General features: G+C 71.9%; 25 protein-coding genes. 17 read left to right on the forward strand and 8 right to left on the reverse strand.

Features of this window, described 5'->3' with window-relative positions:
• The first annotated feature begins 2 nt into the window (after positions 1 to 2).
• Entirely contained in the window at positions 3 to 797 is a 795-nt protein-coding gene (locus VK611_06540; GenBank protein ID HMG40968.1) for a hypothetical protein, read from the forward strand.
• A gap of 23 nt (positions 798 to 820) precedes the next feature.
• A complete protein-coding gene (locus VK611_06545; GenBank protein ID HMG40969.1) occupies positions 821 to 1,276 on the forward strand; it encodes a RidA family protein in 456 nt (151 codons plus the stop codon).
• A gap of 125 nt (positions 1,277 to 1,401) precedes the next feature.
• Here VK611_06545 and VK611_06550 read toward each other — a convergent pair whose 3' ends face one another.
• The 3 genes from VK611_06550 to VK611_06560 are packed head-to-tail and all read right to left on the reverse strand — an operon-like array spanning position 1,402 to position 4,264.
• Positions 1,402 to 2,412 (reverse strand): hypothetical protein, encoded by a 1,011-nt coding sequence (locus VK611_06550; protein ID HMG40970.1) that lies wholly within the window; start codon positions 2,410 to 2,412, stop codon positions 1,402 to 1,404.
• A 39-nt stretch (positions 2,413 to 2,451) separates the two neighbouring features.
• Positions 2,452 to 3,315, reverse strand: a complete 864-nt coding sequence (locus VK611_06555; GenBank protein ID HMG40971.1) for an LLM class F420-dependent oxidoreductase — start codon at positions 3,313 to 3,315, stop codon at positions 2,452 to 2,454.
• A 28-nt stretch (positions 3,316 to 3,343) separates the two neighbouring features.
• Complete coding sequence (locus tag VK611_06560) at positions 3,344 to 4,264, reverse strand: SDR family NAD(P)-dependent oxidoreductase (GenBank protein HMG40972.1); 921 nt, start codon at positions 4,262 to 4,264, stop codon at positions 3,344 to 3,346.
• A gap of 94 nt (positions 4,265 to 4,358) precedes the next feature.
• Here VK611_06560 and VK611_06565 point away from each other — a divergent pair, with 94 nt between their 5' ends.
• Positions 4,359 to 4,934, forward strand: a complete 576-nt coding sequence (locus VK611_06565; protein HMG40973.1) for a helix-turn-helix domain-containing protein — start codon at positions 4,359 to 4,361, stop codon at positions 4,932 to 4,934.
• 82 nt (positions 4,935 to 5,016) lie between these two features.
• On the opposite strand, the gene VK611_06570 is transcribed toward VK611_06565, so the two are convergent.
• A complete protein-coding gene (locus tag VK611_06570; protein HMG40974.1) occupies positions 5,017 to 5,925 on the reverse strand; it encodes a pseudouridine-5'-phosphate glycosidase in 909 nt (302 codons plus the stop codon).
• A gap of 17 nt (positions 5,926 to 5,942) precedes the next feature.
• The gene (locus VK611_06575; protein HMG40975.1) at positions 5,943 to 6,899 is read right to left on the reverse strand and encodes a carbohydrate kinase family protein; all 957 of its coding nucleotides are present in this window, start codon (positions 6,897 to 6,899) and stop codon (positions 5,943 to 5,945) included.
• A 271-nt stretch (positions 6,900 to 7,170) separates the two neighbouring features.
• Between VK611_06575 and VK611_06580 the strand changes: the two genes are divergently transcribed.
• The 4 genes from VK611_06580 to VK611_06595 all read left to right on the forward strand — a co-directional run bounded on the left by VK611_06580 (position 7,171) and on the right by VK611_06595 (position 11,075).
• A complete protein-coding gene (locus tag VK611_06580) occupies positions 7,171 to 8,922 on the forward strand; it encodes a S8 family serine peptidase (GenBank protein ID HMG40976.1) in 1,752 nt (583 codons plus the stop codon).
• Between the two features lie 21 nt (positions 8,923 to 8,943).
• Positions 8,944 to 9,237, forward strand: a complete 294-nt coding sequence (locus VK611_06585) for a hypothetical protein (GenBank protein ID HMG40977.1) — start codon at positions 8,944 to 8,946, stop codon at positions 9,235 to 9,237.
• Between the two features lie 100 nt (positions 9,238 to 9,337).
• Positions 9,338 to 10,549 (forward strand): glycoside hydrolase family 172 protein, encoded by a 1,212-nt coding sequence (locus tag VK611_06590; GenBank protein HMG40978.1) that lies wholly within the window; start codon positions 9,338 to 9,340, stop codon positions 10,547 to 10,549.
• A gap of 40 nt (positions 10,550 to 10,589) precedes the next feature.
• The gene (locus VK611_06595) at positions 10,590 to 11,075 is read left to right on the forward strand and encodes an SRPBCC family protein (protein ID HMG40979.1); all 486 of its coding nucleotides are present in this window, start codon (positions 10,590 to 10,592) and stop codon (positions 11,073 to 11,075) included.
• A gap of 341 nt (positions 11,076 to 11,416) precedes the next feature.
• Here the strand turns inward: VK611_06595 and VK611_06600 are convergent, their stop codons facing one another.
• Positions 11,417 to 13,096: a fatty acid CoA ligase family protein gene (locus VK611_06600; protein HMG40980.1), complete on the reverse strand. Its 1,680-nt coding sequence runs from the start codon at positions 13,094 to 13,096 to the stop codon at positions 11,417 to 11,419.
• Complete coding sequence (locus VK611_06605; GenBank protein ID HMG40981.1) at positions 13,093 to 13,968, reverse strand: alpha/beta hydrolase; 876 nt, start codon at positions 13,966 to 13,968, stop codon at positions 13,093 to 13,095. The genes VK611_06600 and VK611_06605 overlap by 4 nt, the downstream gene beginning before the upstream one ends.
• A gap of 82 nt (positions 13,969 to 14,050) precedes the next feature.
• Between VK611_06605 and VK611_06610 the strand changes: the two genes are divergently transcribed.
• The 5 genes from VK611_06610 to VK611_06630 all read left to right on the forward strand — a co-directional run bounded on the left by VK611_06610 (position 14,051) and on the right by VK611_06630 (position 20,812).
• The gene (locus tag VK611_06610) at positions 14,051 to 14,707 is read left to right on the forward strand and encodes a TetR/AcrR family transcriptional regulator (GenBank protein HMG40982.1); all 657 of its coding nucleotides are present in this window, start codon (positions 14,051 to 14,053) and stop codon (positions 14,705 to 14,707) included.
• Positions 14,708 to 14,792: 85 nt separating this feature from the next.
• Positions 14,793 to 16,304 carry an alpha/beta hydrolase family protein gene (locus tag VK611_06615; GenBank protein HMG40983.1) on the forward strand — a complete coding sequence of 504 codons (1,512 nt, stop codon included), beginning with the start codon at positions 14,793 to 14,795 and terminating at the stop codon, positions 16,302 to 16,304.
• Between the two features lie 104 nt (positions 16,305 to 16,408).
• Positions 16,409 to 17,176, forward strand: coding sequence for a class I SAM-dependent methyltransferase (locus VK611_06620; protein ID HMG40984.1), 768 nt, complete (start codon positions 16,409 to 16,411; stop codon positions 17,174 to 17,176).
• 112 nt (positions 17,177 to 17,288) lie between these two features.
• Positions 17,289 to 18,491, forward strand: coding sequence for a hypothetical protein (locus VK611_06625; protein HMG40985.1), 1,203 nt, complete (start codon positions 17,289 to 17,291; stop codon positions 18,489 to 18,491).
• Between the two features lie 41 nt (positions 18,492 to 18,532).
• Complete coding sequence (locus VK611_06630) at positions 18,533 to 20,812, forward strand: arylsulfatase (protein ID HMG40986.1); 2,280 nt, start codon at positions 18,533 to 18,535, stop codon at positions 20,810 to 20,812.
• Between the two features lie 43 nt (positions 20,813 to 20,855).
• Here VK611_06630 and VK611_06635 read toward each other — a convergent pair whose 3' ends face one another.
• Entirely contained in the window at positions 20,856 to 21,203 is a 348-nt protein-coding gene (locus VK611_06635; protein HMG40987.1) for a DoxX family protein, read from the reverse strand.
• 101 nt (positions 21,204 to 21,304) lie between these two features.
• On the opposite strand from VK611_06635, the gene VK611_06640 reads away from it, so the two are divergent.
• From VK611_06640 to VK611_06660, 5 genes are all read left to right on the forward strand, one after another.
• Positions 21,305 to 21,787 (forward strand): MarR family transcriptional regulator, encoded by a 483-nt coding sequence (locus VK611_06640; GenBank protein HMG40988.1) that lies wholly within the window; start codon positions 21,305 to 21,307, stop codon positions 21,785 to 21,787.
• Positions 21,784 to 22,254: an OsmC family protein gene (locus VK611_06645; protein ID HMG40989.1), complete on the forward strand. Its 471-nt coding sequence runs from the start codon at positions 21,784 to 21,786 to the stop codon at positions 22,252 to 22,254. Before VK611_06640 ends, VK611_06645 begins: the two co-directional genes overlap by 4 nt.
• A 298-nt stretch (positions 22,255 to 22,552) precedes the next feature.
• Positions 22,553 to 24,532 (forward strand): hypothetical protein, encoded by a 1,980-nt coding sequence (locus VK611_06650; GenBank protein HMG40990.1) that lies wholly within the window; start codon positions 22,553 to 22,555, stop codon positions 24,530 to 24,532.
• A gap of 67 nt (positions 24,533 to 24,599) precedes the next feature.
• A complete protein-coding gene (locus VK611_06655) occupies positions 24,600 to 25,370 on the forward strand; it encodes a phytanoyl-CoA dioxygenase family protein (GenBank protein HMG40991.1) in 771 nt (256 codons plus the stop codon).
• Positions 25,371 to 25,413: 43 nt separating this feature from the next.
• On the forward strand, positions 25,414 to 26,595 hold a 1,182-nt coding region (locus VK611_06660; protein HMG40992.1), incomplete at its 3' end, for an HAD-IC family P-type ATPase.

The raw sequence follows: 26,595 nt of genomic DNA on the forward strand, positions 1-26,595 counted from the left end.
GCGTGGACTGGTTGACCTCCCTGCCGGCGGCGGTGCTCGTCGTCGGCTGGCTCGCCTTCGCTCTGCTGATCGCCTTCGGCGCCCGGTTCGCGGTGCGGGCGGCGGTGCCGGCCGACGAGCACGACCAGGTGCAGGGCATCGCGTCACCCCTCATGCCCGCCCTCGGAGCCGCCTTCGGGGTCCTGATCGCGCTCACCCTGGCCGGCGAGGCGAACTACCTGAAGTCGGCGCAGGACATCGTCGCCGACGAGGCCTCGGCGGCCTCCCGGCTGGCCTGGGCCGCGACGAGCCCCGGCGTCCGGTCGGAGCCCATCCACGACGCCCTCGGCGACTACCTCCGGGCGACGCGCGCCACCGAGTGGCGCGGCGGAGGTGCCGCGGAGGGCGACGCGGGGGTCGCCGACGCCATCGCGACGTTGGAGCACGTGGTGCGGACGGAGGCGGCCCGCGCCGAGCTGGGTACGCCGACCAGCACCGAGCTCCTCGTCTCGTTGGATGCGGTGACCGGCGATCGGCGGCAGCGCATCGCCGCGGCCGCGCGTGAGATCCCGGTGCTCTACGTCGTCACCCTGGTCGTGGGTGGGGCGGCGTTGATCGCCAACGCCGGTGCCCTCGGCTTCCGCAGCAGCGTGCGGACCTCGTTCCTCGTCGGCGGCCTCGCCTGCGTGGTCGGACTGAGCCTCGCCCTCCTCTTCTCCCTCGGCGCGCCCTGGCGGGGATCGCTCGTCGTCAGCGGCGACCCCGTCGACGCCGTGATCGACGACCTGGAGACCGGCTTCTTCGACTCCACCCGTTGATCGCGGCCGTGTAGACCTTCCCCATGACCGAGCCGGACCTGAGCGGCCTCGCCATCCCACCCGTCTTCCCGCCGGCCGGCACGTACCGCAGCGCCGTCGTCCACGACGGCATCCTGTGGACGGCAGGCCACATCCCCCTCGGAGCCGACGGGACGCTCGTCACCGGCAGGCTCGGCGAGTCGCTGACCGTCGACGAGGGGAGGGAGGCGGCGAAGCTCGCCGCCCTCAGCCTGCTCGCCACCGTGCGACACGAGCTCGGCGGCTCGCTGGAGCGGGTCGACCGGGTGCTGCGGGTCTACGGCGTGGTGAACGCCACCCCGGACTTCACAGACCACACCGCCGTCATCGACGCCGCCTCCGACATCCTCGTCCGGGTGTTCGGCGAGCGCGGCGAGCACGCCCGCCTGGCCGTCGGCGTCGCCTCCCTACCCGCCAACCTGGCCCTCGAGGTAGAGGCAACGATCGCCATCCGCCCCTGACCTCCACTCGGCTCGGGCGGTTTGGCGAGTCGTTTGTGGTCGTTTGGTTGTTCTCGAGTCGCTTGTGGTCGGTCTCCGACGACGAACGACTCGACTGTGGTTTGGCGACTACAGATGACTCGGGCTCAGGCGGGGAAGTCGATGTAGGCGTCGATGAGGAGCTTGCCGAAGTCGGGGGCCGGGGGGCGGGGGCCGTCGAGGCGGCCGCGGGACCGGAGGTCGGTCTCGAGGGTGTCGAGGATGTGGTCGAGCGTGAGATCGTCGTGGTGGGCGGCCCAGGCGTCGCGCTCGGCCTCGTCGGCGAAGCAGTAGGCCTTCCACGAGACCGAGTAGCGCAGGTCCGACGTGCGGTACTCGGCGACCGGGGCATCGGCAGCGACCGGGCCAGCGTCGCCGCCTCGGACGGTCCAGCGGTCGTCGCCCTCGGGGTGCAGGCGCATCCCCGGCTCGAGTCGCGACAGCGGCGCCTCGTCGCCGGCCACCCGGTCGACGCCGTGGAACACCGTGTCGGTGTCGAGCACCACGCCGGTGTTGTGGCGGGGTTCGTAGGTGGCCGCCGGGCCGTCCGGGCCCTCGGGGTAGTAGGCCAGGTCACCGCCCTCGGCGTCGCCGAAGTAGGCGACGGCGGTGGCGATCCGCATCCGCCAGCTCTCGAACAGCTCCGAGTGGCGCATCACCACCAGCAGCCACTGCGGCACGATCCGCCGGTTGGCGCCCCGGAACTCGGGGACGTCGGTGTGCACCGCCAGCTCCTGGCCCGGGAGCAGGATGTTGGCGTAGACGATGGCCGGCACGGTCACCGGCCGGTCGTGCAGGCGGGCGGCGGCCGCCAGCAGCCCGGGGTCGTCCCGGAAGGCCTCGACGCCCGGGGAGCAGGCGTGCTCGCCGTAGAAGTAGGTCTCGCGGAAGTAGTTGGTCCGGGCCGCCAGCAGGCGACGGTCCTCCCGCCGGCCGAACCGTCCGCCGGTGCGGACGAAGTTGGCGCTGGCGTCGTAGCGCTGGGCCAGCTCGGGGGCGAAGCCGGTGTCGAAGCCCTCGTTGCTGTACTGCCCGTAGCTCCCGTAGCCGTGCCACAGCGCCACCATCTGCTCGGCAGCGTCCTCGGCGAGCAGGGGATCGAGCACGGTCGGCGTCACGACCCCAGCGTAAACGGCACCCGCGCCCGCTTCGGCGGGTCACCAGCCGGCGATCTCGGGGATCACCTTCGCTCCGAGCACGTCGAGCGCGCCGAACGGGTCGGGGCCGGGCACCATCACGTAGGCGACGGTGAAGCCCAGCTCGTGGAGGGCTCGCAGCTGCTCGACGAACGGCTCCGCTCCGCCGGACACGTCGGCCATCAGCGTGGCGGTCTTCTCGACGTCGTCGTAGTCGCGGCCCTCGCTCTCGCAGTGGCCGCGCAGCACGTCGAGCTTGTGCGCGGCCTCGGGCCCGCCGAAGAGGTTGCAGGCGTCGGCGTAGCGGGCCACGAGCCGAAGCGTCTTCCGCTCCCCGGTGCCGCCGATCATGATCCGCGGGCGGGGCGAGGTGAGGTTCTGCGGCGAGCTCAGCGTGCGACCGAGGTGGTAGTGGGTGCCGTCGAACGGCTCCTCGCTGTCGCTCCACATCTGCAGGCAGATCTTCAGGGTCTCCTCCAACCGCTCGAACCGCTCGGCCGTCGGCGGGAACGGCAGGCCCAGCCCGAGCGATTCCTCCTCGTTCCAGGCGGCGCCGATGCCGAGGCCGGCGCGGCCGCCGGAGAGCACGTCGAGGGTGGTCACGGCCTTGGCGAGCAGGCCGGGCTCGCGGTAGACGACGCCGGTCACGAGCGTGTGCAGCAGGATCCGGTCGGTGTGGGCGGCGAGGTAGCCGAGCGTGGTGTAGGCCTCGAGCATCTCGTGCTCGGGCGGGCCCAGCCCCGTGATCTGCCAGAAGTGGTCCATGACGGTGAGGCGTGCGAAGCCGGCGTCCTCGGCGGTCTTCGCCACGCGGGTGAGTGACGGCGCCAGCTGCGGGGCGCCTCCGGTCCAGGTGAAGTCGGCGACGTGCAGTCCGAGTTCCATGGTTCGAGCTCCTTCAGGGTGAGGGTGATCAGATCGGGTACGTGACGCCCGTGAGGTCTTCGGAGGCGGTCCACAGCCGACGCTGGACGTCGACTTCGTGCGACCGTGCGCTCGAGGCGACCACCTTCGGGTGCCCCCGGAGCTCGCGGAAGCCGCCGGGCCCGTAGTACTGGCCGCCGAGCGCGGCCGGGTCGGTGGCGGCGCGCAACGTCGGCAGCGCACCCATGGCGGCGCTCTGGGTGACCAAAGGACCGAACACGGCGTTGAGGGCGCGCAGCGGAGCGGGGGAGTTGCGGACGAGCTCGGTGTTCGAGCCCCCGGGGTGCGCCGCCAGGGCGACGGTGGTGGCGTCGGCCGCCGCGAGCCGGCGCTGCAGCTCGTAGGTGAACATCAGGTTCGCCAGCTTCGACTGCCCGTACGCCGCGACCCGGCTGTAGCCGTGCTCGAACTGCAGGTCGTCGAAGTTGATCCGCGCCCGGATGCGGTGCCCGACGCTGCTGACGGTGACGACGCGCGAGCCGTCGGTGGCGAGCAGCCGGTCGAGGAGCAGGCCGGTGAGGGCGAAGTGGCCGAGGTGGTTGGTGCCGAACTGGAGCTCGAAGCCGTCGGCTGTCGTGCTCTGCGGCGTGTACATGACACCGGCGTTGTTGACGAGGAGGTCGATCCGGTCGTGACCGGCACGAATCTTGTCGGCCGCCTCGCGCACCGAGGCCAGCGAGGACAGGTCCAGCCGCTGCAGGGTCACGTCGGCCCCGGGGCTGCCCGCGACGACCGCGGCCGCCGCGTCCTTGCCCTTGTCGAGGTTGCGGACCGCGAGCACGACGGCGGCGCCCCGGGCGGCGAGGGCCTTGGCTGTCTCCAGGCCGAGGCCGGTGTTGGCGCCGGTGATCACCGCGGTGCGGCCGGCCTGGTCGGGCATGTCGTCGGTGGTCCACTTGTCGTCGGTCATCGGGACTCCCTGGCTACGATACGGGGCGTGCGTTCCGCTTCACACTATATACGGAACGCACGCCCCGTTTGTTGACCGAGGATCGTGTGACCTCTTGCCCGAGGAGAAGACACCCAGGAAGCTGCGCTCCGATGCCGCGCGGAACCGCGCCCGGTTGCTCGACGTGGCGTACGAGGCGTTCGCCGCGGAGGGCCTGGCGGTCCCGATCGACGAGATCGCCCGCCGAGCGGGCGTGGGCGCGGGCACGGTCTACCGGCACTTCCCGACCAAGGAGGCGCTGTTCCAGGCGATCGTCACCAACCGGATGGAGCAGCTCGTGGAGCACGCCCACGAGCTGACCGACGAGCGGGGCCCGGGTGACGCGCTGTTCGCGTTCCTGGCCACGATGGTCGCCGAGGGCGCCAAGGACCAGGGCCTGGTCGACGCCCTTGCCGGCGTCGGGGTCGACTTCACCCAGGTCGCCAAGGGCGTCGAGAAACGCTTCATGGACGCGCTCGGCGGCCTGCTCGCCCGGGCCCAGCAGGCCGGCGCCGTGCGGTCCGACGTCGACGTGCGCGACGTGAAGACCCTCCTCGTCGGTTGCCAGGCGATGCAGAGCTACAGCGGCGACGCCGACGTCACCGAGCGCCTGCTCGCCATCGTCCGCGACGGCCTGACCGTCCCCGGCTGATCGTCGACCCGTCCGGTGCGGCGGCGCGAGCCGCATCATCACCGCGCTGGCCTCCTGGCGCCCGCGGCGCAGCCTGATCACGTCAGCGGCGGGTCTGTGCGTAGGCGATCGCGATGGCGGTGCCGAGCCGGGCGTTGGCGCGCACGAGGGCGATGTTCGCCTTCAGGCTGGCGCCTCCCGTGATCTCGACGATCCGGCCGAGGAGGTACGGGGTGGTGTCCTTGCCGCGGATGCCGCCGGCGTCCAGGTCGGCGAGCGCCTGGTCGACGATGCCGGCGATCTCGTCGGCGGGGATCTCGTCGTCCGTCGGGATGGGGTTGGCGACGACGAGGCCGCCGGAGATCCCGAGCGACCACTTCGCCGTCATCACTGCGGCCACCTCGGCCGGCGAGTCGACCCGCATGGGGGCGGGGTGGCCGCTGCTGCGGGAGTAGAACGACGGGAACTCGTCGCTGCCGTGCACGAGGACCGGTACGCCGAGGGTCTCGAGCGCCTCCAGCGTCAGCCCGATGTCGAGGATCGACTTCACGCCCGCGCTGACGACCGCGACGTCCGTGGTGGCGAGCTCGGTCAGGTCGGCGGAGACGTCGAAGGTCTGTTGTGCGCCACGATGCACGCCGCCGACGCCGCCGGTGACGAACACCGGGATCCCCGCGAGCGCGGCCAGCCGCATCGTGGCCGCGACCGTGGTGGCCCCGTGGGCGCCGCGGGCGACGACGTAGGGCAGGTCGCGCACGCTGACCTTGGCGACGTCCGGGTGGGAGGCGAGCAGTTCGAGGTCCTCGCCGCCGAGCCCGACGCGGGGTCGGCCGTCGAGCACGGCGATGGTCGCGGGCACGGCGCCGCCGGCGCGGACGATGCCCTCGACCTCCCGGGCCATGGCGACGTTGTCCGGGTACGGCATGCCGTGGCTGATGATCGTGCTCTCCAGCGCGACCACGGGGTCACCGTCGTGGAGCGCCTGCGCCACCTCGTCGGTGAGCAGCAACATCGGATGAGGGCGAGGTGTCACGGCAGCAGGCTCTCGACGAGCCGGTCGGTGAGGTCGGGCCGGACGGTATGCGGGCTGCCGACGGTGAGGGCGGCGGCGGCATGGCCGAAGGTCGCCGCGTCGGCCGGTGTGGCCCCGCCGAGCACGGCGTGGCAGAACGCCGCCAGCATCGCATCGCCGGCGCCCGTGACGTCGCGGACCGCGGCGGCCCGGGCAGGTAGGGCTTCGAGGATGCCGGGACCGCTGAGCCGCGAGCCGCGGTCGCCGAGCCGGACCCACACCAGCTCGACGCCGGCGTCGTGCAGGCCGCGCATGGCGTCGCGCACCTGGTCGTCGGTGCCGGTGGGCCGGCCGGTCAATGCCGCCAGCTCGTCGGCGTTGGGGGTGACGGCGTACACCGGTCGCCCGGAGCGGAGCTGGCCCGCCAGCCGGACGGCCTTGGGCACGCTGACGGGTTCGAGCACCACCCGGACGTCGGTCGCGGCGGCCAGGTCGAGCGCACAGCCGATGGTCTCCGGCGCCAGGTTGCCGTCGAGCACCAGCAGGCCGGCCCCGGCGATCAGGTCCTCGGCCGCCTGGACGTCCGCGGGTGCCAGCGCGTCGGTCGCCGCCATGTCGGAGACCGCGACGAGCAGCTCACCGTCGGCGTCGAGGACCGCGGTGTAGGTGCCCGTCGGATGCACGCCGCGGCGCACGTGCTCCACCTGCACGCCCGCCGCCGCGGTGGCGGTGACCAGCTGATCGCCGAGCAGGTCGGTGCCGACGGCTGCGACGAGGTGCACCGGCGTCCCGAGGCGGGCGAGGTTCTCGGCGACGTTCCTCCCCACCCCTCCGGGCGCAACCACAGTGGTCCCCGGATTGCTGGTCGCCGGCACGATCCGGTCGGCGCTCCACGCCTTGACGTCCATGTTCGCCCCACCCACGACCACCGCCCCCGGCCGCTCGCCACCCGGCAACCCTGGCCTGGACTCCACCCCGTGACTCTACGAGCCCTCGATCGCGGGGCGGCGGGGCGATGTCCTGGTCGTTCGACGGGTGACGGGCGGACCTTTCAATTGACACGAGGGGCGTGTCCAGGCGAAGGAGCTATGTCATGGTGAGAGGTGATCGGTGCGAGCGGGTTCCGTCGCATCGAGAGATGGCGGAATCGAAAGAGGAAACGGGGCGACGGCGATGGCGGAAGGTGCGGGCGGTTACGAGTTCACGCGCTTGCGCGGAACTGCGGGTGCGGAGGAAATGCCGCAGATGGATCCCCGGCTGCAGAAGCTGGTGGCGTTCCAGCAGCTCGGTCACACGAAGCCGGAGACCTCTTCCACGGACGCCGGGGAGGTCGCGGTGGCCGCGAGGATCACCGATCTCGCGGCCTGGGAGGAGCTGAGCGAGGTCCGGCCCGGCATCGTGGTGGGGGAGGAGGCCGCGGACGGCACCGTCATGGTCACCGGCCGCATCCCGGTGGCCCGAAGCGAGTACGTGCGCACGCGCCCGTTCGTCGTCAGCCTCAAGGCGGCCCGGCAGCTCAAGCAGCTGCTCGGCGCGACGACCGAGGAGATCGGTGCCCGGCCGGAGGACCTGCCCACCGGCGCTCGGGGACGGCGGGGTCGGGGCGTCGTCGTCGGGATCGTCGACGGTGGGGGCGACTTCGCCCACCAGAACTTCCGCACCGCGTCGGGGAGGACCCGTCTGCTGTCGCTGTGGGACCAGCACGCCCGGGGGAGCGGGGAGGGCAGCTTCGACTACGGCCTCGTCCATCGCCCGGCTGCGCTCGACGCCGCTCTCGAGAAGGCCGACCCGTACGGTGCGCTGGGCTACGACCCGGGCACCAGTGCCCACGGCACCCACGTGATGGACATCGCCGCGGGCAACGGCCGCGGCACCGGCGTCGCCGGGGTGGCGGCGTTGGCGAACCTCCTGTTCGTCGACGTGGCGAGCAGCGACATCCCCTGGACCGGCCCACGGGCCGTCGGGCGGACGTTCGGCGACTCCGTCCACCTCCTCGAGGCCCTCGCCTTCGTGTTCGAGACTGCCGGCGACCGGCCCTGCGCGATCAACGTGAGCCTCGGCACCAACGGCGGCCCGCACGACGGGTCGACGCTGGTGGAGCAGGGCGTCGACCGCCTGCTCTCCCAGCGGCCGAACCGGGCGGTGGTCATCGCCGCGTCGAACTCCTTCAACGACGGCATCCACGCGGCCGGCGTCGTGCCGGCGACCGGGACGCACGACCTGGTCTGGTCGGTGGCCGCGGGTGACTGGACGTCGAACGAGCTCGAGGTCTGGTACGACGGCGCCGATCGCCTCTCGGTCGAGCTGGTCGCCCCCGACGGCAGCAGCGTGGGCACGCTCGAGCCCGGCGAGAGCGCCACGGTCAGCCGCCAGCGCCAGGTCGTGCTGTTCGCCGCCAACCGGCTGAAGGACCCGAACAACGGCGACAACATGGTCGGCGTCTTCCTCCACCCGGACGTGCCGCCCGGCCAGTGGACCCTGCGGTTCCGCACCCGGTCACGGCGGAGGCGCGTCGCCTACCACGCATGGATCGAGCGAGACGACAAGGGCCAGTCGAGCTTCACCGAACCGCTCGACAACAGCCACACGCTCGGGTCGATCTCCTGCGGGCAGAAGACGATCGTGGTGGGTTCCTACGACGCCCACAAGGCGAGCCTGCCGCTCTCGTTCTTCTCCAGCTCCGGTCCGACCCGTGACGGTCGCCAGAAGCCCGAGGTGTCCGCGCCCGGGCACAACGTCATGGCGGCCGGGTCGCGCAGCGGCGACGGCACGGTCCGCAAGTCCGGCACCTCGATGGCCGCTCCCGCCGTCACGGGGTCCATCGCGGTGCTGCTGGGAGAGGCGAAGGCCAGAGGCAAGTCGCTGACCGTCGACCAGATCCGGGACCTCGTGACGAAGACCGCCCGCGCCGCGCCGCCGACCCCCGCCGGTTGGGACCCCCGCTACGGCCACGGGAGGATCTCGGCCACCGGCCTGGTCACCGAGCAGAATCCCTAGGACCTGGCTACCGTCGATCGGGTGACCGACGACCGCCTCCGATTCCGCGTCGACCGTACCGAGCCGGGCCGGTCCAAGCGGGAGTCCGTGGCGGCACCCTTCCCGCCGGCCCCGAAGGCCGGCCGCTCGGGGGAGCGCACAGCGGTCATCGTGAAGGTCGGTCCGTCGAACTACGTGCCACCGGGCTTCGACGTGCAGCACCGCATCGACGACAAGCTCTTCACCGCCCGCGCCGACGCCGATGCGATCCGCGCCGCGGACGACGACCCCGACGTCATCTCGATCTCCCCGTCTCGCCCCCTCCACTCGGACTGATCTCGACACAACACATCACCGAAATCTCGACAGAACGCGTTGCTATAGCGCCATCTCCGTCGAGATTTCGGGGTTGGTAGCCAGCTGCCAGGATGTGGGCGTGGGGCATCCGTTGGATGATCATCCGCTGCGGCGGCTGTTCCGGGCGTCGCGGGCGGGGGTCCGGCGGGTGTCCTCGTGGGATCGGACGGGGCGCAACGACGACTACGTCCGCATCCCGGCCGGCGAGAGCGTGACCCTGCTGGACGCCGATGGTGCCGGTTGCATCACCCGGATCTACGTGGCGCTCGCCGCGCACGAGCTGACCGACTACCGGGACGGCATCCTGCGGTGCTTCTGGGACGGCGAGGACACGCCGTCGGTGGAGGTGCCGCTGGGCGACTTCTTCGGCGTGGCCCACGGCCGGATCCGGCACTACAGCAGCTTCTTCACGACGGTGAACCCCGGCATGGGCGCCTCGCCGGGTCTCAACGCCTACTTCCCGATGCCGTTCGCCACCGGCGCCCGCGTCGAGGTCCAGAACCGGGCCGACGTCGCTCTGGGCGGACCGCTCGGCATGGTGTGGTTCCACATCGAGTACGAGACCTACGACGACCCGTTGCCCGGTGACGTCCTGCGCTTCCACGCCCAGTACCGCCAGGAGCGACCGACCGTCCCGGCGATGGAGCCCCGCGACACCCAGCTCCACGACGGCGTGAACCTCGACGGCATCCACAACTACGTCGCGCTCGACGCCGAGGGGCAGGGACAGATGGTGGGTCTGGTCCTGGAGATCGACAACGTCGCCGGCGGTTGGTACGGCGAGGGCGACGACATGGTCTTCGTCGACGGCGACACCTGGCCGCCCCGCATCCACGGCACCGGCCACGAGGAGGTCTTCGGCGCCGGGGCCTGCGTGCTCGAGGAGTTCACCGGTCCCTACTCGGGCGTCCACCTGATCGAGCACCGGGACTTCGCCGGGCTGGTCGGCATGTACCGCTGGTACGTCGCCGACCCCATCCGCTTCGACCGGTCACTCCGCTGGACCATCGAGCACGGCCACGCCAACAACTTCGCCAACGACTACACCTCGGTCGCCTACTGGTACCAGACCGAGCCCCACGCCCCCTTCCCGACCCTGCCCGACCGCGACGCCATGCGCCCACCGCTACCGGCCGACTTCGCCGAGGTGCGCCTCCAAGTGCTCGCCGGCATGGCCCGCCTGGCCGGGCCGGCCGAGAACATCCAGCGGATAGCCACGTTCACCGTGCCCTACTACCGCGGCGAGTTCGACCTGGCCGTCGAACGACTCCGCGCCCTCGACCAGCCCTGACATCTTCGCTTGTCGCCGGTCCGGTGGCAGGATGCCCGGCATGAGCAGCGAACGGATCGAGGTCCAGCGGATCATTCCGGCCGACCCGGCGACGATCTTCGCCGTGGTCGCCGACCCTCAGGGCCACGTCGCCATCGACAGCTCGGGGATGCTGATGGACGCCACCGGCGACCCCGTCGGCGCCGTGGGCGACACCTTCGTCGTACACATGGACCGCGAGGCCCTCAACGACTACCCCCTCGGCCTCTACGACGTGACCGTGCAGATCGTCACCTTCGAGCAGGACCGTGAGATCGCCTGGACGATCGTGGGCCAGATCAAGCCCCAGATCGGCCACGTCTACGGCTACACGCTCGAGCCCATCGACGAGGGCACCCTCGCCACCTCGTACTACGACTGGTCGAACATCGACCCGACCTGGAAGGAAGCCGACATCTTCCCGGTCGTGCCCGAGAGCGCCCTGCGGGCCACGCTCGGCATCCTGTCCCGCACCGTCGCCCGCGGCGTCCCCCGACCCCGGGCCTAAGAGTCTCGAGTTCCAAGGGGGTTGGCGAGTCGTTTGTGGTCGTTTGGTTGTTCTTGACTTGTTTGTGGTCGGTCTCCGACTTGTGAACGACTCGACTGTGGGTCGGTGGCTACAGATGACTCGGGACGGGACGGTCGCCTCTGGCCGGGTGGGTGAGGCCGTCGACGGTCTGTTCCGTGCGGTGTGTGGCGACTGAAATGGTCGCCTGGCACCGCACGATCATGGACGACCGGGCTCGATGCGGGATGAGGCAACCAGTTCGGTCGCTGGACGCCCCACGGTGCCAGGACCAACGACCCGTCGGCACAGAGAAGCCGAACACCCCTTGGAACTAGTCGGGCCTAGGCGTCTCGGGTCGCCAGCCGGGCCGCGAGGCGGGGTCGGTCGATCTTGGCGTTGTGCCGGCGATCGACGGGGAGGTGGTCGACGAGGACGACGCGCTCGACGAGCCCGGTGGCGTCGGTGCGCCCGGCGACCTGTTCGAGCTCGCGGGTGATCGCGGCGCGGTCGACGCCCTTGCGCAGCTCGACGCAGATGGTGGCCACGCAGCGTCCGGTCCCGTCGTCGACGCCGACGAGCGCGCTGCGCAGCACCCCCGGGTGGGCGTTGTACACGGGCTCGCAGCAGAGGGGGTAGGCCACGCCCCGATCGGTGGTGACGCGGTGTGATCGGCGCCCGCACACCCACAGGCGGCCGTCGGCGTCGAGGTACCCGGTGTCGCCCACCCGATGCCACGGTCCGGTGGGGTCGGCGATCTTGTTCTCCTCGTCGGCACGTGGTTGGCGGTAGTACTCCTCGCTGATGTGCGGGCCGCGGGCCACGACCTCGCCGATCTCGCCCGCGGGCAGCTCGGTCGCGTCGGTCCACGCCGGGATGGGCCCGTCGTCGACGGCGACGATGCGCACCTCCACGCCGGGGAGCGGCAGCCCCACGCACACGCCGGCCCCCTGCTCGGTCGCGGCCCACGTGCCGTCGACGCCGACGACGTCGCGGCCCGCGATCTCCGCCACCGGGAGCGCCTCGGTGGCGCCGTAGTCGGAGTACATCTCGCCGGTCGGCCCGAGCGCCTGCTTGACCTCGGCGAACAGCGGGCCGGGCACCTCGGCGCCGCCGGCGACGATCCGCTCGACGGTCGGGAGCGTGATCCGGTGCGCCTGCGCGTGCGCCGCGAGGTTCGTCAGCAGCGCCGGCGAGGCGAAGAGCGAGCGGACGCCGCACTCCCGGATCGTGCGGACGAGCAGGGCGGGGTCGGCGTCGCCGGGGCCCTTGAGCGTGAAGTCCATCGGGGGGACGACGACGGTGCCGCCCGCGGCGAGCCCGATGATCCAGAACATCGGGAAGGTGGGCATGTCGACCACCTCGCGACCGTCGGTGTAGCCCCAGTGCCCCAGGACCAGCGACATCATCGCCGCGAGGTTGCGCTGGCGGAGCACGGTCGGCTTGGGTGCCCCGGTGCTGCCGGTGGTGAACGCGACGACCGCAGGGTCGGCAGGGGAGATCGAGCCGCGTGCCGGAGCGGCCGGCACCGGGTGCCGTGCCAGCGAGCGCAGTGTCGGCACGCCGGGCCGGCCGACCCGCCCGACGACCACGTTGGTGCGCACGGTGCCGCGCCCCCACCCGAACGCGAGACGCGCCGCGTGGGCTCTCGGTGTGCCGAAGAAGACCTCAGGACCGACCTTGGCCAGGCTCTTCGCCACGTTGCGCAGGCCGTGGCTGTGCGGCTCGATCCCGACGACCACGGCACCCACGCGCCACAGGGCGATGCCGAGCACCATGGCGTCGAACCCGGGCGGCACCATGAACGAGCACAGCGTCCCCTCGGCGACGCCCAGCTCGCGCAGGCCGACGGCGAGGGACTCGGCCCGGTCGCTCAGCTCTCGGTAGGTGTGTCGCCGGTACCGGATCGTTCCGCCCGGCCGCTTCGACGCGTGGATCAGGGCGATCCGCTGGGGGTCGGTGTGCGCGACCTCGCGGACGCGATCGGCGATGTCGACGGTCTGCCCGGTGGTCGCGGTGCTCATCGCTTGCGCCCGTTCGCCGAGACGGTCGGCACGGTCGGGAGGTGCGCGGCCGCGAAGTCCTCGACGATCGCGGTGACCGCGTCGGGATCTTCGAGCATCGGGAAGTGGCCGCAGCCGTCGAGCAGCTCGGCTCGTTCCGGTCGCAGGCGATCGTCGAGCGCCCGTCCGGCCCGCGGTGACAGCACGCGGTTCTGGGCACCCCAGATCGTGCACAGCGGAGGCCCGCCGTCGGGTCGCCCGGCGTCGAGCGCACCGTAGGCGGCCATGTCGTCGAGCGCGTCGACGAGCGCCGGCAGCTGGTCGGCGCGGCGGTTGCCGGCGATGAGCGCCGGGTCGCGGTGGACGCCCTGGGCGCGGCCCTTGCGACCCACCTGGAAGCGCACGGTCGCCCGCGCGGCGAGGCGCGGCGGCACGATGCGGCGGGCGAGCCGGCGCCCGGCGCGCATCGGTCCCGGCGCCCGGCGGGCCAGCGTGTGCAGCGGCCCGAGCCGGCCGGCCGAGAAGGTGGCCTCGGTCAGCGGGTTGACGAGCACGAGCCCCGCGACGTCGTCGGGCCGTCGCGCTGCGATCGCGGCGGCCATGTTGCTGCCCATGCAGTTCCCGACCAGGAGGACCGGCGTCAGCTCGAGGTGGTCGATCAGGGCCTCCAGCAGGCCGACCTGGCCCGGGAGGTCGATGCCGGCCGCCGGGCGGGGCGAGCACCCGAAGCCGGGGAGGTCGACGGCGACCGTCCGGTACGACGCGGACAGGTCGGCCACCTGGTGGCGCCAGATCGTCGACGATGCCCCGCCGTTGTGGAGGAAGAGGATCGCCGGCCCGGAGCCCCGACGCTCGTAGGCCATCTCGACGCCGTCGTGCTCGAACGTGTCCATCGCCTCTCCTATGGTAGACACTAATGTCTACCACCTCGCCGGCGATCCGTGGCGGGGGAGACCGGTTGGGTAGGGTGCGGCCATGTCGGCGAGTGCGCGGCGTGGGCCTCTGCCGCGGGGCCCGCACGGTCTGAGCCGGGACGAGGTGAGCCGGTCGCAGCGGGCGCGGCTGCTGACCGGGATGACCGCGGCGGTGGCGGAGAAGGGCTACGCCAACACCGTGGTGGCCGACGTGGTGGCGCGGTCCGGCGTGTCGCGGGCGACCTTCTACAAGATGTTCCGGGACAAGGAGGACTGCTTCCAGGCGGCGTACGAGGCCACTGCGGCCGTGGTGGCGCAGGTGCTGGAGGTCGGTCTGCACGACGCCCGGACCGGCCCGGACCGGTCGCCGGTCGAGAGGCTGGACTACGTGCTGGGGCTCTACCTGGCCGCCCTGGCGAGCGCTCCGGACCTGGCGCGGGTGTTCCTCGTGGAGGTGTACGCGGCCGGGCCGGTGGCGATCCGGCAGCGGCGGGATTCGTTGGACCAGTTCGTGGACATCGTGGCCGCCACCCATGCGGGCGAGACCGGTGTCCTGGGCACGCGTCCGGAGCAGCGCTTCGCCGTGGAGGCGATCGTCGGTGCGGTGAGCTCGATGGTCACGACGCTGGTGGGCGTGGGGGAGATCGACCGGCTGCCCGAGCTGCGGGCGCCGTTGATGAAGCTGGCGCGTGAGATCCTCGGAGCGAGTCAGTTGTAGACAAGATTGTTTTCCTCTCTTAGGATGGGCTCGACCGCATCCGGGCGAGGCGCCCTGCCCCGCCCGGCCTCGGGGGGAGGCAGCCATGCGCAAGATCCTGTCCGTCGCGCCCAGGCCCACGAAGGCGACCCGCTCGCCGCGCCCGTCGCTCCGGCGGCGGCTCGCGGCGTTGCTCGCGCTGGTCACGGCGATCGGAGCGCTCCAGCTCGCGGTGCCGTCACCGGCCCAGGCGGATGCGCCGAACGTCGTGTCCGGCCACGGCATCACCGTGAGCGCCGTCCGCTGGATCAGCCCGCGCACCTTCGAGGCGGACATCTCGACGGCGTTGGTCAGCCCGGGTGCCGTCGCCGGCCCGCACCGGGTCCGGATCACCCTGCCGAACGACTACTTCCAGCGTCCGACGGTGCGCTACCCGGTCCTGTACCTGCTCCACGGCGGGGCCGGCGCCAACTCGTCCCAGTGGACCTCGGGAGGTGGCGCGGCGGAGCAGATCACCGCGAACCGGCCGGTCATCACGGTGATGGCCGACGGCGGCAAGGTCGGCTGGTACACGAACTGGGTCGACCAGTCCCAGGGCGCCCAGCGCTGGGCCGACTTCTACCTGACCCAGCTCATCCCCTGGGTGGACGGCAACGTGCGCACCATCGCCGCCAAGGGCGGCCGGGCGATCGCGGGGCTGTCGATGGGCGGCTACGGCGCGGTCCGCCTGGCCCAGGACCGCCCTGACCTGTTCGCCTCGGTGGCCAGCTTCTCCGGGGCGGTCGACCTGGGCGACGCCGCCATCCGCGCCACCGTCACCGAAGAGGCGATCCGGCACGGCTTCCCGGCCTCCGGTCCGTTCGGCTCGCCCTTCTGGCCCAACGACGGCGCCTGGAACGCCCAGGACCCCATGCGGCGGGCCACCCGTCTCCAGGGCCTCCAGGTCCTGCTCTACGCCGGGGCCGGCATCCACGACGCCGACATCCTGGAACGGACCGTGGGCCAGGCCACCGACCGGTTCAGCCGCACGCTCACCGCGGCCGGCGTCCCCAACTTCTGGTGGATGTACGGACGCCCCGGCCCCTCGGTGCCCTTCGGCTGCGACGGCGGCCACAACTTCGGCTGCTGGAACTTCGCGCTCAACGACGCCCTGCCCCGCATGCTGACCGTGCTGCAGACGCCCGGATCGCCACCGCCGTCGGGCGGCAGCGGGGTCGTCAACGGTGGCTTCGAGAGCGGTCTGGGCCCGTGGGCCTGCACGGGCCAGTGCGGTCGCGACGGTGGCGGCATGGCCCGCACCGGCGCGGGCAACGGCTGGGCCCGCAACACGTCGGGCTGGAACGACCTGCACCAGACCATCGCCGTGTCGCCCAACCGCACCTACCGGGTGACGGGCTGGATTCGCAGCTCGGCCAACACCACCGACGGCTTCTTCGGCCTGCGCACCACGTCCGGCCAGGTCGTCGGCGAGCAACGCTTCGGCCGACTCGACGGCTACACCCAGCTCGGCACTCTGGTGAGCACCGGCTCGAACACCACGCTGGTCGTCTTCGCCGGCCTGTGGGCCAACGGCGACACCTGGCTGCAGGTCGACGACGTCGCCGTGACCGCTACCTAGGGCGACCTGGGGGGCGCCGTCGAAGCGTGTCCGGACCGTGTCAATAGTGACGAGGGGAGGTTGTCGGGTAGACAGATAGCGAACACGAGGGAAACGGGGAGTTCGTGAGCGATGTGCGCTATGACCAGATCCAGGTTGCGAGCGAGTTCGACCGGGTTCGGGACAGACGACCTGAGGCGGTCGAGATCTGGTGTCGGCACATCGCCACGCACCTCGATGCCCACAACGGTGTCGACCACCCCCGGCGGGTCGTCGACGTGGGCTCCGGCACAGGGATCTGGTCCAAGGCGATAGCGACCCGTTGTGAGGTCTCGGTGGTCGGTGTCGAGCCGTCGGACGGGATGCGCGCTCGCGCCGCCCAGGCGCACCAGCACGAAGACGTGCGCTACGTCGCCGGGGCCGCCGGCACCCTTCCGTTGGGCGATGGCTCCGTCTCGGGTGCCTGGCTGTCCACGGTGATCCACCAGTTCCCCGACCTGCCGGCCGCGGCGGTCGAGCTGCGTCGGGTGCTGGTCCCCGGTGCACCGGTCATGATCCGCAGCTCGTTCCCGTGTCGTCACGACGAGCACGAGCACTTCCAGCGCTTCCCCGGTGCGCTGGCCGTGGCGGCGACGTGGCCCCGCCTGGGCGACGTGATCACCGCCTTCGACGATGCGGGCTTCGCCTGCGACACCTTGGAACGGGTGCGCGAACCGGCCTTCGACACCTACGACGAGTTCCTGGAGCTGCTGCCGACGATGCGCCGCAGCGACACCGCGCTGATCGGCATCGACGACGACGAGTGGGAGCGAGGCATGGCCGACGTCCGCCAGGCACGCGACCGGAAAGAACGCCCCTGGTTGCTCGGGCTCGACCTGCTCGTCTTCAGGTAGCAGCCCCGGATCGGCGCCCCGGGCCAGCGCCATGCGGCAGACACCGAAGCGCTCACTCAACGTCACCTGGACCTCACTGTGAGTTCACCGGGGGTCGTTAGCGTCGCGCTCGATGAGCGTGTCGATCGACTGGATGCGCAGGCTGGCGGAGCACCACGCCCGTTGCCGGACGATGTCGACGGGTTCCCGGCTCCTCCTGGTCTTCGACATCGACGGCAGGATCCTCGACGGCCAGGGCGGCGGTGTCATGGAGGTCATCCGCTGGTTCCAGCTGCAGCCGTCGACGTTCGTCGGCCTGATCACGAGCCGACCGGAGCGGCGGCGCGGCGAGACCCTGCGCTTCCTCAACGCCGCCGGGCGTGAGCATCGGGTGCAGTTCGACGACGACCTGCTCCGGATGAACCAGGGCACGGTCGCGGCGCTCCGCGCGTTCGCCGCGGCCGGCTACCAGGTCGTGGCCGTCGTCGGCGACGATCCCGAGGTCGTCGAGGCCGGGGCCGACGGGGCCGGCGGGGTGCTGTTCCTCCCGATCGGCGGGGCTCACCACGACCTGCGGTCGCTCATCGGCGAGCGCGACCTGCCCCCGCACGTCCAGCTCGTGTGGCACGGCGTCAACGACCCGGCGAACCTGCGCCAGTTCCTCGCCGCGCCCGTGCGCTGGGGCGAGGTCGACGTCCGCTACGACGCACACCGGGACCTCGTGCTCCAACACGACGCTTCCGACACGCGATCGATCACCTCGCCGGCCGACCGGCTGCTGCTCGGCGACTGCCTCGACGCGTTCCGCGGCGCGGGCAAAGCCGCGAAGCTCGATCTCAAGGACCCCGGCGTGGTCGACGAGACGCTCGGCTGCCTGCGGCGCAGCGGACTCGGCGACGACGAGCTGTGGTTCAACGGGCGGATCGACACGCTGGGCGAGCAGACCTTCCGTCGCCTCGCCCGGGCGCACCCGGGAGCCGTCCTGCAGTGCCCGGTCGACTCTCTCGGACCGCTGATGGTCGCCGCGCCGGCCGAGGCCAAGCACCACGTCGCGACGCTGGCACGGTGCGGCATCAACCGCTTCTCCGTCAGCTGGACGAGCCCGCACCTGCACCTCCTGCTCGACCGCCTCGACGAGTGGGGTCACGAGACGAACATCTACGCGGTGCCCGACCTGGAGCAGTTCCTGCGCGCCACGCTGCTGCTGCCCCGCTCGATCACCGCCGACTTCAACTTCCCCGAATGGCACTACTTCGGTCGGGGCGCCGGCCAAGGCGGCCAGTACCACAGCTACCAACTCGAAACCGTCGCCCCACCCACCGCCGACGTAGCTTGACCTCGGCCGGACCCAGGCCCGTACCGGGGGAGACGCATGCGATGAGCCAGCCGTTCGAGGGTGTCGTCGGTCGGACCTACGACGACTCCACACCCTGGTGGCCGCCACTCCCGGCGGCGCCCGAGGGTGCGCCCAACGTGGTCGTCGTGCTGCTCGACGACGTCGGCTACGCGCAGCTGGGTTGCTACGGCTCCGACATCGCCACGCCCTGCTTCGACCGCCTGGCCGCCGACGGCCTGCGCTACGCCAACTTCCACACGACGGCGCTGTGCTCACCGACCCGGGCGTGCCTGCTGACCGGCCGCAACCACCACTCGAACGGCGTGGCCCGCATCGTCGACCTGGCCGCCGGCTTCCCCGGCTACAACGCCACCATCCCGCGGGAGAACGGCTTCCTCTCCGAGGTGCTCCTGGGCGAGGGCTACGCCACCTTCGCGGTGGGGAAGTGGCACCTGGCGCCGCTGACCGAGACGACCATGGGCAGCCCCCGCGACAAGTGGCCGCTCGGCCGGGGCTTCGAGCGCTTCTACGGCTTCATGGGCGGCGAGACCGACCAATACCACCCCGACCTCGTCTACGACAACCACGCGGTCGACCCGCCCCGCACGCCGGAGGAGGGCTACCACCTCACCGAAGACCTCGCCGACCGGGCCGTCCAGTTCGTCAAGGACCTGCGGGCGACGGCGCCGTCGAAGCCCTTCTTCCTGTGGTTCACGCCCGGTGCCTGCCACGCACCCCACCAGGCGCCGGCGCCGTACATCGACGCCTACCGGGGCCGCTTCGACCAGGGGTGGGACCGCTGGCGCGAGCAGGTGTTCGAGCGCCAGGTCGCCTCGGGGCTGCTGGCGGAGGGGACCGCCCTGTCGGAGCGACCGACGTGGGTGCCCGCCTGGGACACCCTCCCGGCCGAGGAGCAGCGCCTCTACGCCCGGATGATGGAGGTCTACGCCGGCTTCCTCACCCACACCGACGCCCAGGTGGCCCGGGTGCTCCACTTCGTCGCCGCGCTGGGGGAGCTCGACGACACGATCGTCGTCGTCATGAGCGACAACGGCGCCTCCGCCGAGGGTGGCGCCAGGGGTTCGTTCAACGAGCAGTACTTCTTCAACTTCGTGCCCGAGAGCCTGGAGGAGAACCTCCGCCGCATCGACGACCTCGGCACGCCGCGGGCCAGCAACCACTACCCGTGGGGCTGGGCCTGGGCCGGCAACACGCCGCTGAAGCGGTTCAAGCGCGACACCCACGAGGGCGGGGTCGCCGACCCGCTGATCGTCCACTGGCCGGCGCGCCTGGGCCGCCCCGGCGAGACCCGGCACCAGTACGTCCACGCCGTCGACGTCATGCCCACGCTGCTCGACGCCATCGGCATCGCCCCGCCGGACACCATCGGCGGCGTCGGGCAGAGCGCCATCGAGGGCGTCAGCTTCGCCCCCTCGCTCACGGCCCCGGACGCGCCGGGTGCGCACCTCACGCAGTACTACGAGATGCTCGGGTCGCGGGCGCTCTACCACGACGGCTGGAAGGCGGTGGTGTTCCACCCCTCGCCGTTCCTCGCCTACGACGGCAGCGACGTGGACCACCCCTTCGACGACGACGTCTGGGAGCTGTACCACGTCGCCGAGGACTTCTCCGAGGTGCACGACCTGGCGGGGTCGGAGCCCGAGAAGCTGGCCGAGCTGCAGGAGCGCTGGTGGGAGGAGGCGGCCAGGTACCAGGTGCTCCCGCTCAACAACCAGCCGGGCCGCTTCCCCGACCGCCGCCACCGGCGCCAGCACTACGAGCTCCACCCCGGCGTCGGCCTGCCCGAAGCCATCGCCCCCAACCTCAAGGGTCGGGCCTTCGTCGTCGCGGCCGAGCTCGAGGTGCCCGCGCCGGGGGGCGACGTCGACGGCGTCCTGGTGGCCCACGGCAGCCACGCCGGCGGCTACGTGCTGTACGTCCGCGGCCGGCGCCTGCACTACACGTACAACTTCGTCGGGACCGACCTCACCACGGTGTCGGCCGACGTCGAGCTCCCCGCCGGCCCGGTCGTCGCCCGGCTGAACTTCACCCCGGACCCCGACGACCGCTTCGCCGGCGAAGTCCACCTCCACTACGGCGACGTGCCCGTCGGGTCCGGCACGATCGAGCGGACGACACCGCTCACCTACGGCACATCCGGCTTCGCCGTCGGCTACCAGCCCGGCAGCCCGATCGTGCCCGACCTCACCGGCCGAGCCAGGGCGACCCCGGGCGTGCTCCGCCGCGTGCTCGTCGACGTCGAGCACCGCTCCCAGCAGGACCCTGCGGCCATCATCCGCTCCGACCTCGCCACGCAATGACGCCAGGTGGGGCCTCGTCGGGGCAGGCGCTGGCGGCGCGTCGTCAGACCGAGGCCGCCCGGAGGACGAGCGCGGCGATCGAGACGAGCACCAGGACCGCAGCCGGCGCCAGGGTCATGTCGTGGGCGCGGAGGTGGTAGATGACCGCGCCCACGAAGTAGAGGACCACGCCGGCGGCGGCGGCGACCCCGATCGGCCACCAGAACAGACCGACGACCAGGCCGACGGCACCGGCGAGCTCGGCCACGGCGAGGAGCCAGAGCTTGTCCAGCGGGAACTTCACCCTGGTCATGACGTCGACGACGGGCTGGTCCCTGGTGAGCTTCATCCGCGCCGAGTTGACCAGCGTGACGGCGAGCAGCCCGGAGACGATCGCAGCGGCGACGAACATCAGACGAGGTCCGAGAGTAGGTAGTTCATGGATGATTGGTATAGCGCCAATCATCGGTATTTCACAACCTGTTTGCCTGGCGGCGCCAGTAGCGTGTGACCATGGCGAAGTCGAGGGCAGCAGCGGGCTACCACTCCCTCGCGTTGCTGGAGCATCTGGCCCGCGCCGGTCGTCGAGCCGCCGAGGGCTTCCTGGAGCCGAGCGGTCTGAGGCCCCGTCACGTGGTCGCACTGACGCTGCTCGACGACCACGGGCCCGCCGGCCAGCAAGGGCTGGCCGAGGCCTTGAGCCTGGACCCGAGCAACGTCGTCGGCCTGCTCAACGAGCTCGAGGAGCGCGGCCTGATCACCCGGCGCCGCGACCCTGCCGACCGGCGCCGGCACATCGTCGAGGTCTCCAGCGACGGCAGGCGTCAACTGCGCTCGATCCAGCGCCTGCTCGCTCGTGTCGAGGACGACGTGCTGCACGCCCTGTCGCCCGACGAGCGAGCGACGCTGCACGGCCTCCTCGTCCGGGCGGCCGCCGGTCAGCTCCTGCGCGACGACGCCTGCGAGGGGTCCAACGATCCGCCTTGCGAAGGGTGACATGCTCGCGGGGCGGGTTCGACATCGCCCAGGAGGACGTCATGCCGGCAAAGGGAAGTGCGGAGTGGAAAGGTGACCTGCCGTCGGGTGCGGGGACGTTCACCGCGGGTGACACCATCAGCGGGGGCTACACGTTCAAGTCCCGCTTCGAGGACGGGCCCGGTTCGAACCCGGAGCAGTTGATCGCCGCCGCCCACGCGGCCTGCTTCTCGATGGCCCTCTCCAACATCCTCGCTCAGGCCGGTAGCCCACCCGAGTCGGTGCACACCGACGCCACGGTCACCCTGCGGCCCGTCGACGGCAAGCCGACGATCACCAAGGTCGCCCTCGTCACCGTCGGACGGGTGCCGGGCCTCGACGAGGCTGCGTTCGTCGAGCACGCCCAGTCGGCCAAGGCCGGCTGCCCGGTGAGTCGAGCCCTGGCCGCCGTGCCCGAGATCACTCTCGAAGCATCCCTCACCGCCTGATCGCCCGAACTCGGGCCGGGTCGCACTGCCGCTCGCGGCCCGAGGGGTGTGACAGCGGGTGCCATGGACGGGGGAGTGGCGGCGTGTGAGCGTGGGGCTGGCGCGACCGGCGGAGGTCGCGGCGGAGCGAGGTGGACGAGGCGATGGCGGACCAGGACGGCGGGCAGCCGCGCTGCCCCGGGTGTGGCGCGGAGCTGCGCCCGGGTGAGGCGCGCTGCGGTGTTTGCGGCACGACGATCGGCTCCCCGGGGGGTTCCGACGGTTCCGGGCATCTGGCCCCGCCGTCGCCGCCGCCGGCTTGGCCGTCCGTGCCGCCGGGGCCCGGGGGCCGGTGCCCTTCGGTCCGGCCAGCGGCCCCCTGGCGTCCCCCGCTCCGTCGGGCGGTCGCACGTCGGTCGCCACGGCGCAGGTGTGGGGTGCGGTCAGCGTCGTGTTCGGCGTCCTCGTGCTCATCGGATCGGCGGTCCCCTGGTTCGCCGAGTCGTCGTTCGCCCTGACCGACGACATGAGCAGTGCCTGGCCGCTGGTCGTGGTCGGGCTGGTCGGCGTGCTGGGCGGTGTCGACGGGCTGCGTGGCAGCCTGCTCGGCCCGGCCGTGGCCGCCGGGGCCGGCAGCGTCTTCGTCCTGCTCCAGGTGGTGATGTTGCGCGCCTTCAGCCACGTGCCGGGGGTGACGATGGGCGGCGGGGGCGTGGCGTGGACCCTCGCGGCCGGCGCCGGGGTCCTGCTGGTGATCGCCGTGCTGTCCGCCCTACGGGCCGATCGGGAGCAGGGCACCGCCCCAGGGTGGCTCGGCGCTGTCGTCCTCGTCGCCGGTGCCGCCTGGGTCGCCGGGATGGTGATGCCGGCGACGCCGGGGCTGTCGATGGGCGGTCACGTCGAGTACGTCCTGTTCGGGGGCGACACCTTCTCCGACGTGATGACAGTGGCGTTCATCAGCATCCCTGCCGCCCTCGTCCTACTCGCCGCGGCGACCCGCAGCCGTGCCGCCTACGGACTCGCCGCGGGGAGCATGGTCTTCTGGACGCTTGCGGCGGTCACCGGCGCCGCCGGCTACGGGTCGAGCGGCGACGGTGCGCTCCGCTACGTGTTCGGCCAGTTCTGGCCGATGCTGCTCGGAGCGCTGGGGGTCGCGATCGGTGGCTGCGTGGCCATGCTCCAGCCGGGCCGCACGGCGCCCTTCCCGGCGCCCGGCCCGACCCGGCTGACGGGCACCAGGCCGGTCGTCGCGCTCGCGCCGGTGGTGGGCATCGCGCTCCTGCCCGTCGCGGGCATCATCGGGGCCGTCCAGTACACGGAGGGTCAGGATGCGTTCGGTACCGCCACGGTGTACGAGCCGTTCGACGAGTCCGACAGCGGGCAGTACGACGACCCGTACGGGACCGGTTCCTTCGGCGACGGTGGCATCGACGGCGACGTCGGCGGCGGCTCGCTCGACGTGGTGTGCACCGGCCTCGTCGACAGCACGATCCGATCGGCGTGGCAGGACGTCGACGGCGCGATCCACGTGATCGTCTTCGTCGACAACGACTGCGAGATCGGCCAGGAGCTCGACGATCCAGCGGCTTCGTTCACGCTGACGAGCGGGGGTGCGAACGTGGCCGACGCGACGTTCGACTTCTCGTCCCGCCCGGTCGTCGTCCCCGCCTTCGGCAGGAGCGAGACGGAGATCGTCTTCGGGCCCGGCACCTTCGTCGACCTGGGGGCTGTCGAGACCCTGGGCCTCGGGGCCGACACCACGGCCGCTGCCGGCTCGCTGGTGCTCTCGCACAGCTACACCTGCACCGATGTGTCCGACGCGTCCGATGCGTCCGACACCACGGCGCCGTCGGTCGGCACGGAGGTGGCCGGCGAAGCCACCGACAGCCCTGTCGCTCCGCAGACGACGACGGAGAGCGACGCGCTCGCTCGCCTCGCGGAGATCGCCCAGGCGGACGAACCCTTCGTCGGGAGCGACGTGACCGACCGCTGGGTGCCGCAGATCAGCTCCAAGAAGCCGAACGTCACGCTCCCCAACGGAACCGTGTGGGACGCCGTGTCGATCCTCGAGGACCACCGGGTCTGGCGGGAACGGTTCCCGCGGGTGCGCCTCCTCTGGTCGGGCGACTACAGCACCTACGAGCGGTCGGACTTCTGGGTGACGATCGTCGCGGTCCCCTTCGACACCGCCGACGGTGCCGTCGGATGGTGCGACGCCAACGGCCTCCCCGCAGAGGACTGCTACGCCAAGCTCATCAGCCACACCCACCCCCACGAAGCCAGCACGCAGCTCCGCTGACCCCCGCCTGCCACCAGAGCGAAACCCGTGGGGATCGACCAGGCGATCGCTGTCTACCGTGGGCTCGATGCTGACCGACGACCAACGTCGCCAGTTCGCGACCGACGGGTTCGTGTTGGTGCCCGGCGTGGTCGACGAAGCCCTGCTGCGAGCCGCCGACGCCGAGGTCGACGAGCTCGTCGCCGGATCACCGGCTCCGGCGGGGACGGTCGGCCCGCACTTCTACTTCCTCCCACCGGACCAGCTCCCGGCGGCCGACACCGCGCTGCGCGACTCGGGAGCTCTGGCGCTGGCCGACACCCTCGTTGCGCCGCACCACCTCGATCACGCGTCGGCCCACGTCCAGGCCGCGCTGAACATCCCGCCCTACCTGCACCGACCCGGCGCCCCGCACATCGACGGTCACCGTCCCGACAAGGACATCGACTCGTTCACGATGCTGGCGGCGATCTTCCTGTCCGACGAGTCGGCACCCGATCGCGGCAACCTCTGGGTCTGGCCCGGCTCGCACCGCGGCCACGGACAACTGTTCCGCGAGCAGGGCGTCGATGTGCTCAAGGCGGTCAGCGGGCACGCCATCATCCTCGACCCACCCGTGTGGTTCGGCCCGGGCGAACCACTGCTCGCCGGGCGAGGTGACCTGCTCCTCTCCCACTTCCTGCTTGGCCACAACATCGGCGGCAACACGTCGGACACCACGAGGCGGATCCTCTACTACCGCCTGGCCGCCGAGGGCCACGCCGATCGATGGACCGACACCTTCCTCGACCCGCTGACCGAGTACCCGTCGCTGCGCGGCATCGCCCCCACCGAGCCGTTCACACCAGCCACGACGTAGCCGTCCAGAGGTGGCTGAGTCTGCGTCTGGTAGGACTCTTCGTGTGACCTTCCATGCCGTCGACGCCGGGCAGGTGGCCTCCGAACTCGGCACCGACCCGGCGCGGGGGCTCACGGCCGAGGAGGCGGCGGACCGGCTGGTCCGCGAGGGGCCCAACGAGCTGGAAGGCGGGGAGGAGCTGAATCCCTGGCGGATCCTCCTCGGCCAGTTGACGTCGCCCATGGTCCTGCTCCTGGCGGCGGCGGGCATCCTGTCGGCGGCGCTCGGCGACGTCACCGAGGCGGTGTTCATCTTCTTCGTCGTGGTCCTGAACGCGTGGATCGGGTTCCGCCAGGAGTACCGGGCCGAGAAGGCGATGGCGTCGCTCCAGTCGCTGGCGGTCCCGATGGTCCGGGTGTTGCGCCAGGGAGCGATCCGGGAGATCGCGGCCCGGGAGCTGGTACCCGGCGACGTGGTGCAGCTCGACGCCGGCTCGCGCGTGCCCGCCGACGGCCGGCTGACCGAGGCGTTCGCCGTGCGCGTCGAGGAGTCGGCCCTGACCGGTGAATCGGTGCCGGTGGTGAAGCAGGTCGAGCCCGTCGACCCGTCGGCACCGCTCGCGGAGCGGGCCTCGATGGCCTACGCCGGCACGAGCGTCACGGCGGGCCGCGGGTCGCTGGTGGTGACCGCGACCGGGATGGCATCCGAGCTCGGCCGGGTCGCCGACCTGCTGCGCGGCGCCGAGGCCGGACGGACGCCCCTGCAGCAGCGGCTCGACACCCTCGTCAAAGGGCTTGCCATCGTGGCGGGCGCCGTCGTGGCTCTCGTCTTCGGGCTGGGCCTCCTGCGGGGCGAGGAGCTCGACGAGTTGCTGCTGACGGCGGTGAGCCTCGCCGTCGCCGCCATCCCCGAGAGCCTGCCCGCAGTGGTGACCATCACCCTGGCCCTCGGCGCCCAGCGGATGTTGGCCAGCCAGGCCCTCATACGGCGGCTGTACGCGGTCGAGACCCTGGGGTCGGTCACGACCATCTGCTCGGACAAGACCGGGACGCTGACGCAGAACCGGATGACGGTCGTGGTGCTCGACATGGCCGGTGACCGGCGCGACCTCCACGATCCACCGTCCACGTCCCCGCCCGACATGCTGCGCGACCAGCCCACGCTGCGCCTCCTGCTCGCCGGTGGCGCCCTGTGCAACGACACCGCAGTCGCCGACGACGGCTCGCTCGTCGGTGACCCCACCGAG

Source organism: Acidimicrobiales bacterium (assembly GCA_035316325.1).
Taxonomy (GTDB): domain Bacteria; phylum Actinomycetota; class Acidimicrobiia; order Acidimicrobiales; family VFJN01; genus DASXTK01.